This is a genomic window from Paraglaciecola sp. IT1134 (assembly GCF_058068185.1).
The window spans coordinates 3,991,227-4,004,904 of the sequence record NZ_CM176486.1 but is presented as its reverse complement, the minus strand read 5'-3'; the positions used below and the strand labels follow the sequence as shown (position 1 = coordinate 4,004,904).

Genomic DNA, 13,678 nt, shown 5'->3' with positions numbered 1-13,678 from the left:
TAGCTTCGCTCACCGTTGTGGGCAGCGTTAACGTCTGCTCCTGACCGATTACACTCACAGCTCTGAGCTGCCCGTCAGAGTTAATTAGGTTCTATGTCTGTAAAGTGTCAGGTTGAGTGGCGAGCAATCCACGGTAAGCATCAGCAAACTATTATTTGTCCAATAACTCACCTTGTAACGGGGTATTTTGCCCAACCACGGTCGGAGCCTTACGCTTTTGTGCAGCACGTTTTTTACGCAAGGCACAGGCTTTGACTATTTTGCTTTTCACTGGCGCGTCGAGCTTTGTCCAATGCAGGCGCTCTTCTCGGGAGCGAAAACAGCCAAGGCAATACCCTCTGGGGCCGGATTGGCAGATGCCTATGCAGGGACTTTCAATATCGAAGATCTCAAGCTGTTGCACATGTCACTCCGGGGTAATTCAATGATTTAAGTTTACGTTAGCAATTGGAAAATTGGTATAGGCCGAATAACGACTGAAAATACGGCTCGGTGGCTATCATTAAATGGCGAGTTAGCGCAACTTTCTGGAGTAAGAACGCAAAAACGACCAAGCTCAGAGTTGAAGTTGGTCGTTTCTATCGTTACTCGCTCTGGGGCACCAGACCTTGGCTTACCAAATTTGCACTCTATCTTCAGGTTTGAGGTACATAGCATCGCCTTCTTTGACATCAAAGGCCTGATAAAATGCATCCACATTGCCAACTATGCCATTGACTCTGAACTCACCGGGCGAGTGGGGATCACTGAGCAATTGGGCGCGCTGGCTGTCTTCGCGCATCTTACTACGCCAAACCTGAGCGTACCCCATAAAGAAACGCTGATCGCCGGTTAAGCCATCTATTACCGGCGCTTCTTTACCGTCTAATGACATATGGTAGGCTTTATAACCTATGGTCACACCCGCCAGATCACCGATGTTTTCACCCAAGGTGAGTTCGCCGTTCACGTTCTGACCTTCGATAGGCTCAAATTGATTAAATTGGGCGACCAGCTTTTTGCCCAATAGATCAAAGGCGGCACGATCCTGCTCTGTCCACCAACTGCGTAAATTACCCATGCCGTCGTATTTAGAGCCTTGATCATCAAAACCATGCCCGATTTCATGGCCTATCACTGCACCTATGGCGCCGTAGTTAACCGCATCGTCGGCCGTCATATCGAAAAACGGCGACTGGAGGATCCCTGCGGGGAAAACAATCTCGTTGCGCACCGGGCTATAATAAGCATTTATGGTCTGGGGCGTCATGCCCCAATCGGCTTTATCTACGGGTTGGCCAATTTTGTTTACCTCGTAATCATGGTCGAACTTACTGGAACGAATATAGTTACCCACCAAATCATCGGCTTTAACGGTCAGCTCACTGTAATCCCGCCATTTATCTGGATAACCAATTTTGGGTGTGAAGAGTGCTAACTTTTCTTGGGCGGCTTCTTTCGTGTCTGCGCTCATCCAATCAAGTTGGTTAATACTTTCGCCATAGGCCTTAGTCAGGTTTTTAACCAGGTCATCCATTTTGGTTTTTGCCTGGGGGGTAAAGTGACGCTCAACATATTGTTGACCTAATACCTCGCCAAGTACGCCGCTAGTAGCCGCAACCGCGCGTTTCCAACGGGGTTGTTGTTCGGGAATACCATTTAAGGTGGTGGAGTGAAAAGCAAAGTTCAAATCCACTAATTGTTGGTTCAACTTAGGGGCATAGGCATCTAACAGGTTATAGGTGAGGTAATCTTTCCAAACCTGTACATCATGGTTTGCGAATATTTCGCCTACGGTTTCGAAATAGGGCATGTTGCGCACGATCACTTCCGGCACTTTACCTACGCCACTGGCATCGGCGTAAGCTTGCCAGTCAAAGCCCCCCATCAAGTCTTTTACTTGGGCGACAGTGCGTTTGTTGTAGTTTTTTTCCGCATCACGGCTTTCTACCCGTGAAATATGTTTGGAGGCAATATCGGTTTCAAGCTGCATCAACTGCTTCGCGGCTTGTTCTGAGTTTTCTTCACCTGCCAAAGCCAGTACATCGGCCATATATTTTTCGGTGGCAGCGCGGAAATTAACGAACTTTTCGTCTTGCTTAGAATAATAATCCCGGTCCGGCAGGGTTAAGCCACCTTGCACCAGGTATAACCCTACGATTTCAGGATCTTTGGCATCCGGTGAAGTATAAAAATTAAAGGGACCGCCCACACCCATGGTGTAAAGTTCACCAAACTTGGCGGCCACTTGCTGCATAGTTTCAATCTTGGCAATGTCGTCAAGCTGGTTTTGTAGCGGTGTCAATCCCAGTTGATTAGTCAGCTCTTCGTTCATGTAACTGTTGTACATGTCGCCCAATTTTTGGGTATTAGTACCTTGTTCGGGTGTGGCGTCAGCCGCTTTTTGGATCAAGGTTTTTAAATTATCCTGGGTATCGTCATATAAAACGTTAAACACACCATAACGAGATTTGTCTGCAGGGATCTCGATGGTTTTTAACCAGTTACCATTGACGTGCCGAAACAAGTCATCTTGAGCACGAACCGTGTCATCAACAGCGCTTAAATCTATCCCGGATAACGTGGGAGTTTTCTGTTCTACGACCGTGGTGGTTTCTGGTGCGTCTTTTTGGGCCGGGCTGCATGCGCCAAGTCCCATGGCTACAAAAACACCCATAGCCACTAGGGATAGCTTTTTCATATAGTTCCTTGTGAAGTAATGAAACACAATAATGCCTAATATACCCTGAGGTAGGCGTGCTCTCACTTTCGTTATATAAGTCGTTAGGCAAGTGGCAGTCTAATGACTAGTCAATCCAAGTGCAAAGTGAAGTGAAAATTAAATGTAAATATTCTTAACATGGCCAGGACGGCCTTTAGGTGCAGCGCAGGGATAGCGCGTAATACTAATAGGTCGGGAGCCTATTAGAACGTCCAGAGGACGGCCTTTAGGTGGAGCGCAGGGATAGCGCGTAATACTAATAGGTCGGGAGCCTATTAGAACGTCCAGAGGACGGCCTTTAGGTGGAGCGCAGGGATAGCGCGTAATAAAAAAGGGCCATAAAGGCCCTTTTAAAATCGTGGTAACGGCTTATTTTTTCTTGGCTTTGGGATTGGGTAAATCCGTGATACTGCCTTCGTACATTTCAGCAGCCAAGCCAATGGATTCATTGAGTGTGGGGTGAGCATGGATAGTTAACGCAATATCTTCAGCGTCGGCCCCCATTTCAATCGCTAGCCCAATTTCACCGAGCATTTCACCGGCGTTGGTACCCACTATGGCACCACCGATGACGCGATGGGTGTCTTTATCGAAAATAAGTTTGGTCATACCATTAGTCGCGGCAGACGCGATAGCCCGACCGGAAGCAGCCCATGGGAAACTGGCGGTTTCATACTTGACCCCCTGTTCCTTGGCTTCTTTTTCTGTCAGACCAACCCAGGCCATTTCTGGCTCAGTGTAAGCAACGGACGGAATACACTTGGGATCGAAATAGTGTTTCATGCCTGAGATGACCTCAGCCGCCACATGACCTTCGTGTACCGCTTTATGGGCGAGCATAGGTTGGCCGATAAGATCACCGATGGCAAATATGTTGCTCACATTGGTACGTAGTTGTTTGTCCACATTGATAAAGCCTTGGTCGGTAACTGTGACACCGGCTTTGTCAGCATCAACTAACTTACCATTGGGGCGACGGCCCACAGCGACCAATACCTTGTCATATTTAACGGGCTCTGCGGGTGCTTGTTTGCCTTCAAAAGTGACATACAAGCCGTCTTTTTTGGCTTCAACTGCTGTCACTTTAGTTTCCAGCATGATATTGAATTTGTCTTTGACGGTTTTGTGATACACCTTAACGATGTCTTTATCCGCAGCGGGTACCAATTGATCGAGGAATTCCACTACGTCAATTTTTGTGCCCAGGGCGCTATATACTGTGCCCATTTCCAGGCCAATAATTCCGCCACCTAATACCAGCATTTTTTCTGGAATGTCAGCCATTTCCAATGCGCCGGTAGAATCTATTACCCGGGCGTCGTCTTTAGGAATAAAAGGCAGGTTTACCGGCTCAGAACCCACAGCGATAATAGCATTATCAAAGGTAATCGTGGTTTTACCGTCTTTGCCTTCTACTTCCAGGGTATTGCTGGAGGTGAATTTACCAAAGCCTTGCACGTGTTTTACTTTGCGCATTTTGGCCATGCCAGACAAACCTTTGGTTAACTGACCCACTACGTCGTCTTTCCATTGGCGAATTTTATCTAAATCGAATGTTGGCTCACCAAAACTAACGCCATGGGCTGATAACGATTTGGCTTCCTCAATGACTTTCGCTACATGTAGCAAAGCTTTAGACGGTATACAGCCAACATTTAAACACACGCCACCTAAGGTATCTCGTGCATCTACTATTACCGTTTCAATACCTAAGTCGGCCGCACGAAATGCTGCAGAATAGCCGCCAGGGCCTGCACCAAGTACTACCAACTGAGTTTTAATTTCACTCATTTTGACCTCAATCTATTGTTATTCTTTCAAAACCTGGGAAATTCTACCTAGGCAAAGACTGGTTAGCAAAGAAAAGGCGATAATCATTTTTAAAGAGTATCGCCCGGCAACGGGCTAGAGCAGCATTTGGCGCAAATCGCCTAATACGTTGCTAAGATGAACCGCAAATCTAGCTGCCACAGCACCGTCTATAACCCGATGGTCGTAAGACAGCGATAAAGGCAACATCAGCCTGGGTTCGAAGTCCTTGCCATTCCATTTGGGTTTTATTTCACTTTTTGATACACCTAATATGGCGACGTCCGGCGCATTTACAATAGGCGTAAAGGCTGTGCCACCAATGCCGCCAAGGCTCGAAATAGTGAAGCAACTGCCCTGCATATCCACAGCTTTTAGCTTACCATCCCGGGCTTTGATGCTGATCTCCATCAACTCGGCGGACAGGGCATAAATACCTTTTTGATCCACATCACGCACCACAGGCACCACTAAACCATTAGGGGTTTCAACGGCTATGCCGATATGGAAATACTTTTTCTGGATCAGGCTTTCGCCAGTTTCAGACAAAGACGAGTTAAATACCGGATAGGCTTTGAGCGCATCGGCCGCTGCTTTTATCATAAATACCAGCGGGGTAATTTTAAAGCCAAGTTTTTTCTTCTCCGCCACTACGTTCTGGGCTTTTCGAAACGCTTCGAGTTCCGTGATATCCGCTTCTTCAAACTGGGTTACATGGGGAATAGTAACCCAGTTACGGTGCAGGGTGGGGCCAGATATTTTCTGAATACGGGTAAGTGGAATTTCTTCCACTTCGCCGAATTTACTGAAATCAACTTTAGGCGGCGCCAATACTTGCAAGCCCCCTGAACCACTACCCACGGTCGAACCGGCATTCATTTTGGGACGGGATAATTCGTATTTCACATAGGACTGCACATCTTCTTTAAGCACCCTGCTTTTGGGGCCCGTACCTGTGACCAGGCTTAAATCGACGCCAAACTCCCGGGCAACCCGGCGCACTGAAGGTGAGGCATGTACTTTACCGGCTTTACCACGTTCACCGGCAGAAGGGTGATGAGGCACAGGCGCAGATTTTTGCGTACTGGTAGCAGGTGCCACCTTTGACTGTGACTCAGCAGCGGCTTTTTGAGTATCTGTTTTTTCAGGAGCCGCAGCTGGTGCTGCTTTAGGCGCAGAGCCTGTCACTTCCAGCAGCAATACCAGGGAGCCTTGGGATACTTTATCCCCAACCTTAATTTTAAGCTCTTTGACCACACCGGCTTGGGGAGCCGGTACGTCCATGGTGGCCTTGTCGGTTTCCAACGTAATAAGGCCCGCTTCTTGTTCGATACTGTCCCCCACAGCTACCAACATTTCGATAACTTCCACATCGGTGTCGCCACCAATGTCCGGCACTGTTACTTCTATAATTTGTGGCTCACCCTCGGCTTCTGGCTCTTCTTCAGGCGCAGATTCTGCGGCTGAAGGGGCGGGTTGCTCTTGTGTAGCTGGCGCCTCTGCTGGTTCCTTTTCAGGGACTGCTTCTACTGTGCTTTCGCTCGCCCCGTCGCTGCTGGTCATTTTCATGATCAGCTTGTCCTGGCCAACTTTGTCACCCACGCTAACCAAAATTTCGCTGATAGTGCCAGCAAAAGGAGCGGGGATATCCATGCTGGCCTTGTCACTTTCTACAGTGATCAATGAGGCTTCAGCTTCAACCACGTCGCCTACGGCCACACAAACTTCAATGACTTCGACTTCGTCACCACCTACATCGGGTACCAATACATCTTTATTATCTGACATTTTGATTTAATCCTCTAAGCGTAAAGTGGGTTGATTTTACTTGCATCTATACCGAATTCGGCAATGGCAGCAACCAGCACTTTTTTCTCCAGATCACCGGCTTTCACCAGTTCACGTAACGCCGCCACCACAATAAACTTGGCATCCACTTCGAAATGGTGGCGCAAATTTGCACGGCTATCCGAGCGACCAAAACCATCCGTACCCAGCACTTTATATTGGCCTGGTATAAAAGCACGCACCTGATCTACATAACTTTTGATGTAGTCCGTCGCCGCTATGGTTGGGCCGTCAAAGCCGTCATTGAGCACATTAGTGATATAGGGTACACGGTCATCCTTGTCAGGATTGAGCATATTAAAGTGCTCACAATCCACCCCATCACGGGCCAATTCGTTAAACGAGGTAACGCTATAAACCTCAGACGCGACTGAGAACTTGTCCTTAAGCATGGTAGCCGCCTGACGCACTTGCTCCAAGATAGTGCCAGAACCCAGTAACTTGACTTTTTTCTTGCTGTTGGCTGTACCGTGTTTCTCGAGTAAATAAATACCTTTGACTATGCCTTCTTCCACGCCTTCTGGTAGAGCAGGCTGTACGTAGTTTTCGTTCATTACGGTTAAATAATAAAACACGTTTTCCTGTTCTTCGAACATGCGACGCATACCATCTTGCACGATAACCGCAATTTCATAGCCATAGGTGGGATCATAAGATACACAGTTAGGAATGAGCGCCGCCTGTACGTGACTATGGCCATCCTGGTGTTGTAAACCTTCACCGTTCAGTGTGGTTCGACCGGCTGTACCACCGACCAAAAATCCACGTGCCTGGCTGTCTCCCGCTGCCCATGCCATATCCCCAACACGTTGGAAACCAAACATAGAGTAGTAGATGTACACCGGGATCATGGGTAAATCGTTGGTTGAGTAGGAGGTCCCCGCGGCAACCCACGACGCCATGGCGCCTAACTCGTTAATGCCTTCTTGCAGTACCTGACCTTTTTCGTCTTCACGGTAGTAAGCCACTTGGTCTTTATCTTGTGGTACGTATTTTTGTCCGCCGTTGGAGTAAATACCCACTTGACGGAACAAACCTTCCATACCAAAAGTACGGGCTTCGTCGGGAATAATAGGCACCACCCGGGAACCGATTTTTTTATCTTTGAGCATAACCGTCAGCACACGCACAAAGGCCATAGTGGTGGATATTTCCCTATCCCCAGAACCTTTGGTAATGGCTTCAAACGCTTTGAGCGGGGGAGCGGGTAAATCTTCTGAGCTTTTTGCCAGGCGCACGGGCATATAACCGTGCAATGAATCACGACGGGCGCGCAAGTACTTCATTTCTTCGCTGTCTTCGTCGAATTTGTAATACGGCAAATTTGCTACATCTTCATCGGCCACCGGGATATTAAAACGGTCGCGGTATTCACGTACTGATTCAACGTCCATTTTTTTGACGTTGTGGGCGATATTTTTACCTTCGCCAGCGGCACCCATGCCATAACCTTTGACAGTTTTGGCCAGGATGACTTGTGGGCGACCTTTAGTTTCAGTGGCGCGTTTATAGGCCGCGTACACTTTAACCGGATCGTGACCCCCACGGTTTAGACGCCAGATGTCATCGTCTGACATGTTTGAGACCATTTCTTTTAACTCAGGATACTTGCCAAAGAAGTTCTCACGGGTGTAAGCGCCGCCTTTGGCTTTGTAGTTTTGATACTCACCGTCAACGGTTTCGTTCATCACATCCAATAGTTTCCCCGATGAATCGCGCGCCAATAGTGGATCCCAGTAGCGTCCCCAAATGACTTTCAATACTTCCCAACCGGCGCCGCGGAAGGTACCTTCCAGCTCCTGGATAATTTTGCCGTTACCCCGTACCGGACCGTCCAGACGCTGTAAGTTACAGTTGATAACAAACGTGAGGTTGTCCAGGCCTTCTCGTGAAGCGAGGCCAATGGCTCCCAAGCTCTCAGGCTCATCTACTTCGCCGTCACCCATAAAGCACCATACTCTTTGCTCAGAACAGTCTTTGAGTCCACGGCTGGTGAGGTATTTAAGGAAACGGGCAAGGTATATTGCCTGCATCGGTCCCAGACCCATAGACACAGTAGGGAACTGCCAAAAATCGGGCATTAATTTAGGGTGGGGGTAAGAAGAAATACCCTTTCCATCGACTTCCTGACGGAAACCGTCAAGTTGCTCTGCACTTAAACGGCCTTCGATATAGGCTCTGGAATATATGCCCGGTGATACGTGACCTTGTACAAACAGGTAATCCCCGCCATCTTTATCATTTGGAGCCCGGAAAAAATGGTTAAAACCCACATCGTATAACATGGCAGAAGAGGCAAAGCTGGAGATATGACCTCCCAGTTCCAGGTCTTTTTTAGAGCCACGTAGCACCATCATCATGGCATTCCAGCGGATGGCATTACGGATCTTGGCTTCAATGGTTTGATCACCCGGCATAGTTGGCTCTTGGCCTGCTGGGATGGTATTGATATAAGCCGTAGTTGATTCGTAAGGTAAGTGAGCACCGCTGCGACGTGCTTTTTCAATCAAGCTTTCGAGCAAATAGTGGGCACGCTCTATGCCTTCTTCTTCCAGCACTGCGTCAAGGGCGTCTAACCATTCTTGGGTTTCTTGTGGATCCACATCCGGATGCATCATATCAGCCATGGTGCTCTCCTATATTTTAAGTTGTTATTAAATTCACTCCACTGACAAAAACACGTTGTTGACTCAACCTGCTAGCCCGTGGAATAAGTTATGGTGCTATTACTCTTGTATAACTGTTTACTCTTTCACTTCTATCCTGCGCAGCGCTCGTTGCATACGCAGGTCTTGACGATTGATATTCAATAAAGTTTCTTCTATATAGGCAAGGTGCTCATTACTCGCTTGGCGGGCCAAGACCGGGTCCCGTTTGAGTATGGCTTGCACTATGTTCTTGCGCTGCTCGGTGATTACTGTCTGTGCTTTAGGATGAGCCGAAAGCACCTCCAGATTACGTTGAATATTGTCTTTCAATAACGCCTGCAGACTGCGCATAACATGCAGCAACACCACGTTGTGAGCAGCGATTGCCATGGTTAAATAAAAGTCGACCAGCGCCGTGGCTTCTGCACTGCGATCTTCCCCTTGTGGATCATCGGGTAGTTTATCCAATGCATTGAGCAGGGCGTCATAATCCTCTTGTTGGCCACGCAAGGCTGCATAATATGCGGCCATGCCTTCAAGGGCGTGGCGAAATTCCAGTAAATCAAATTGGGTTTCAGGACGGGTGGTGAGTAACGCCATTAACGGATCGGTAACCAGCGTATTGATGCGCTGACGAACAAAGGTGCCGCCGCCTTGTTTTCGTTCCACCAAACCTTTAACTTCAAGCTTTTGTATGGCTTCGCGTATGGAAGGCCTGGAAACGGCAAACTTGAGGGCAAAGTCGCGTTCGGAAGGCAGCTTTTGCCCAGCCAAAAAGGTGCCGTCTATTAACATAGATTCGAGCTGTTCCATGATCCCCTCAGACAACTTTTTGGTACGAATTTGCTGCATGTATAGCTGGTATCCCGTCCTATAAAAAAGTACGTGCAGCTCGAAGCGTCACGTGCTGATTGGTTAATTGGTAAGACCAATTAGCCCAATAGTTTAGTCCAGTATCGCTTATGGGTAAATGCCCATTTGATATTAATGCGTGTATAACAGGGGGTTAAAATTCATACAGCCTATATAAACCGAGGCATAGCTTGGTTTTTTTGAGCTGGTCTGAGGAGTTAACTTAGCCAGCCGGTCAGGGTCAATCCTGAGATGACTACCATCAAAAACATGATATTACGCTTAGCCAGACGCACCAAAGTGCAGGGTTCTTCGGTGCAATTTAGCTCATCTGGTTCAATTTCTTCTGCGGCAGTACACACTTCCGTCAACAGTGTTTTGGCCGGTACAGTGGGAACCAATAAATGTCCCAACCAGATAGGGAAGGCCCGAGAAAAATGGCCGACCAGTAAAAAGCCCAGGGCAGTAATGCGCACAGGTAACATGTCCAATAAATGCATAATGTTATCTATGGGGGGCGATTGACCCAAAAACCTGTTTTGCAGGCCTCGAGCAATAATATATAATAGGGCGCCGGCGGCGCCAAAGGCGACAAAAAACAGGATCACAGCGGCATAATGACGATAGTTTTGCCAGACCAGATTTTGCCCTAGGGTTTGCATTTCTTCTTCCGGCCCGGTTATTTGTTCGGCGTACAAGCTGCAGGCTTCAAGATCTCCGCGCTGTGCAGCTTGTAAATAATGTTTGTAGTTTGCCCTAACATTCGGACAGCCCATACATACCATAAGGATAGCGGTACTGATCACAAACCCTAGTACGCCACCTAGAAACCAATGTAAAACCACAAATAGAATTAAAGCAGGCACTACTATGACAAGACTCAGCAGCCAGGTGGGGGACGAGGGGCCTAACCATTCTCGTTTACTGAGCAAATCCAGGTATTTGTTTACATAAAACTCGGCTTGCCAGTAGTGTGACTTAGTTGTGATGCGCTCAATAAAAAGCACCAACAACAGGCTGATTAATGTCATTTTTATTCCTTTTAACCTGATTTCAATTGTTTGAATGGCGCGGTTTGTTAATGAGGCGAACCACACACCACCTATTTGAATGCCAACATCTGTCTAAAGGTCGACCAGTCAAAGGCAACCCCGGGGTCGGTCTTACGGCCAGGGGCAATATCGTTGTGGCCAACTATGCGCGCCAGATTTATTTTGGGGTAGGCCTGCATGATAGCTTTAGTCACCTCTGCCAATATTTCATATTGCACGTCAGTGTATAATATGTGGTCAGCCCCTTCTAATTCAATGCCGATGGAAAAATCGTTACACTGGCTACAACCCTGAAAACTTGATACCCCCGCGTGCCATGCTCGTTGGTCGAATGGTACAAATTGTACCACCTCGCCGCTGCGTTTGATCAGGCAGTGGGCTGATACCCGCATAGTATGAATTTGGATAAAGTAAGGATGTTGGGCGGGATCCAGCTTACCCGTAAAAAATGCTTCGACGTAACTGCCGTCAAACTGATTGGGTGGCAGGGATATGTTGTGGATCACCAATAATGAGATATCAGACCCACCGGGGCGGGGATCCTGATGAGTGGTAGCCACCAGACGAGCGGTATTGAGCAGGTGATCACGCACCACGGTTTGATTCGACAATGCAGAGGCCCTGTTAAAACGTGACTGGATTGGTATTATTCAGCTTAAGTTTATAAATGTCGAACGGAATATGTCGAAAAACCAGCCTTTAGAAGATGCACAGCGACGCAGTCAGGGTAATACCGGTAAATGGATGTTGATCCTGGCCTGGGCCGCAGGTCTGGGTTTGTTAACCTTATTGTTTGACGATCAGCTCGCCCAGCAGTTTAACCCTAACCCTCAACCAGTTAGTAGCCGGGGGCAGGGTAGTGTAGAGGTTAAATTACAGCAAAATCGCTTTGGTCATTATGTAGCCAGCGGGCTTATCAATGGTCAGCCGGTGGTTTTTTTGCTCGACACTGGGGCGACTGATGTATCCATTCCTTATGCGCTGGCCCAGCAGCTTAATTTAATACCGGGCAGAGCGGCCTGGGTACAAACCGCTAATGGCCGGGTGCGGGTCGCGCAAACGACTATCGCGCATTTACAGATAGGGGGCATAACATTGCATAATGTCAGTGCCCACCTGAATTACGCAGACAGTACAAACGAAATATTATTAGGTATGAGTGCCCTAAAACAATTAGAATTCAGCCAACAAAAGGATATATTGATCCTGCGTAGCCGATAAACTTTCTTATAATTTTCAATCAAAGAGTGACCATGTTCCAACAACATATTATTCAAGCCGTTAATTTTGCCCTTACCGAAGACTTGGGTGGCCTGGACGCCGCCCGGGGGGACATTACCGCCAACCTTATACCTGAGCCCCAGCAAATCAGTGTCAATATCATTACCCGTGAAGACTGTGTTTTGGCAGGGCAGGCCTGGGTCAATGAAACGTTTGGCCAATTGGATCCGCAGATCAGTGTTAGCTGGTTTTACCAGGATGGGGATCGCGTCAAGGCGAATGAGATATTGTGCCACATTAATGGTAATGCCAGATTGATCTTGACCGGCGAGCGCACTGCCCTTAATTTTTTACAAGCCCTTTCCGGTACCGCCACAGTGGTGGCGGACTATGTCAGCGCCTTGGGTGACAGCAAAACCAAATTGCTGGATACCCGCAAAACTATTCCCGGCATGCGCCTGGCACAAAAATACGCCGTAACCTGTGGTGGGGGCAAAAACCACAGGATCGGGCTGTTTGACGCCTATCTAATCAAAGAGAACCATATTCTGGCCTGTGGCTCCATCGCCAATGCCATAGGTAAAGCCCGGGAAATGCACCCACATCTGCCGGTGGAAGTGGAAGTGGAAAGCCTGGCCGAGCTGGAGCAGGCATTGGCCGCCAAAGCGGATATTATTATGCTGGATAACTTTAGCCTGGCGGATACCAAACAGGCAGTCAGTATCACCCAAGGGCAAAGCAAGCTGGAAGTATCGGGTAATATAAGCAAAGCCCGGGTGGCTGAACTGGCCAACGTTGGGGTGGATTATATTTCGTGTGGGGCCCTGACCAAACATATCAGGGCCATTGACTTGTCGTTGCGGGTGGTCTGCCAATAGTCCTCAAGTTTAGCTAACCTATTGCCGACACATAGGTATGTCTGTGCATACTTGTCAGTTGAGTCAGTCGTTCTATACTGAGTTGGAATTTACAGCACGCCATCTGACAGTTAGCTGACATTGGCCAAACTTTGTTAAACAACACGCAAGCACATTAAGTGCCGGAGAGTTACCCATGAACACAACTACAATCAACAATGCAGCAACGAAAAAGAACGGCGGCTTCACCCTTATCGAATTAATGATAGTGGTTGCCATCATCGGTATTCTAGCCATGATCGCTTTACCCGCTTATCAAACCTATACCGCTAAAGCGGGTTACAGTGAAGTGGTGATGGCCGCTAGCGCGGCTAAGACTACTACAGAGATTTGCGTGCAAACCGGCATCCCTGCTAATTGTGCGTTAACTGCAGCAAACGCGCCAGCTGGTTGGTCAGGTGGTGAGGCAGTGGATACAGTTGCAATTACTAGCACAGGAGTTGCTCCAGCCGTTGTCTATACCATTACTGTAGTTCCCAATGCTGGCGTGATGCCTGGTGTGACGGCCACAGAGGACTATGTATTAAACGGTACAGTTGCCGCCGGGGCGATAACCTGGGCGCTAGATGAAACAAATTCTGGCTGTTCTGCCGCCAACGTGTGTTAATCAGTGTTTAGCATCTTGTAATA

The 13,678-nt window shown here is 48.1% G+C and carries 11 protein-coding genes; 3 read left to right on the top strand and 8 right to left on the bottom strand.

The window, feature by feature from the left end:
• Positions 1–151 precede the first annotated feature (151 nt).
• The 8 genes from AC3RV5_RS17555 to ampD all read right to left on the bottom strand — a co-directional run bounded on the left by AC3RV5_RS17555 (position 152) and on the right by ampD (position 11,521).
• Positions 152–403 (bottom strand): DUF1289 domain-containing protein, encoded by a 252-nt coding sequence (locus AC3RV5_RS17555; protein ID WP_489728881.1) that lies wholly within the window; start codon positions 401–403, stop codon positions 152–154.
• A 210-nt stretch (positions 404–613) separates the two neighbouring features.
• On the bottom strand, positions 614–2,680 hold the full coding sequence (locus AC3RV5_RS17550) for a M13 family metallopeptidase (protein WP_489728880.1): 2,067 nt from the start codon (positions 2,678–2,680) through the stop codon (positions 614–616).
• A gap of 390 nt (positions 2,681–3,070) precedes the next feature.
• On the bottom strand, positions 3,071–4,492 hold the full coding sequence (gene lpdA / locus AC3RV5_RS17545; RefSeq protein ID WP_489728879.1) for a dihydrolipoyl dehydrogenase: 1,422 nt from the start codon (positions 4,490–4,492) through the stop codon (positions 3,071–3,073).
• 114 nt (positions 4,493–4,606) lie between these two features.
• Positions 4,607–6,298: a dihydrolipoyllysine-residue acetyltransferase gene (aceF, locus tag AC3RV5_RS17540; RefSeq protein WP_489728878.1), complete on the bottom strand. Its 1,692-nt coding sequence runs from the start codon at positions 6,296–6,298 to the stop codon at positions 4,607–4,609.
• Between the two features lie 14 nt (positions 6,299–6,312).
• Positions 6,313–8,985 (bottom strand): pyruvate dehydrogenase (acetyl-transferring), homodimeric type, encoded by a 2,673-nt coding sequence (gene aceE / locus AC3RV5_RS17535; RefSeq protein WP_489728877.1) that lies wholly within the window; start codon positions 8,983–8,985, stop codon positions 6,313–6,315.
• 117 nt (positions 8,986–9,102) lie between these two features.
• Positions 9,103–9,858, bottom strand: coding sequence for a GntR family transcriptional regulator (locus tag AC3RV5_RS17530; protein WP_489728876.1), 756 nt, complete (start codon positions 9,856–9,858; stop codon positions 9,103–9,105).
• 218 nt (positions 9,859–10,076) lie between these two features.
• Positions 10,077–10,889 carry a beta-lactamase regulator AmpE gene (gene ampE, locus AC3RV5_RS17525; protein ID WP_489728875.1) on the bottom strand — a complete coding sequence of 271 codons (813 nt, stop codon included), beginning with the start codon at positions 10,887–10,889 and terminating at the stop codon, positions 10,077–10,079.
• Between the two features lie 71 nt (positions 10,890–10,960).
• Positions 10,961–11,521, bottom strand: coding sequence for a 1,6-anhydro-N-acetylmuramyl-L-alanine amidase AmpD (gene ampD, locus AC3RV5_RS17520; RefSeq protein WP_489728874.1), 561 nt, complete (start codon positions 11,519–11,521; stop codon positions 10,961–10,963).
• A gap of 70 nt (positions 11,522–11,591) precedes the next feature.
• Here ampD and AC3RV5_RS17515 point away from each other — a divergent pair, with 70 nt between their 5' ends.
• From AC3RV5_RS17515 to AC3RV5_RS17505, 3 genes are all read left to right on the top strand, one after another.
• Positions 11,592–12,131, top strand: coding sequence for a retropepsin-like aspartic protease family protein (locus tag AC3RV5_RS17515; protein ID WP_489728873.1), 540 nt, complete (start codon positions 11,592–11,594; stop codon positions 12,129–12,131).
• A gap of 32 nt (positions 12,132–12,163) precedes the next feature.
• Positions 12,164–13,009: a carboxylating nicotinate-nucleotide diphosphorylase gene (gene nadC / locus AC3RV5_RS17510; RefSeq protein ID WP_489728872.1), complete on the top strand. Its 846-nt coding sequence runs from the start codon at positions 12,164–12,166 to the stop codon at positions 13,007–13,009.
• Positions 13,010–13,184: 175 nt separating this feature from the next.
• Positions 13,185–13,655, top strand: a complete 471-nt coding sequence (locus tag AC3RV5_RS17505) for a pilin (protein WP_489728871.1) — start codon at positions 13,185–13,187, stop codon at positions 13,653–13,655.
• Positions 13,656–13,678: the final 23 nt, after the last annotated feature.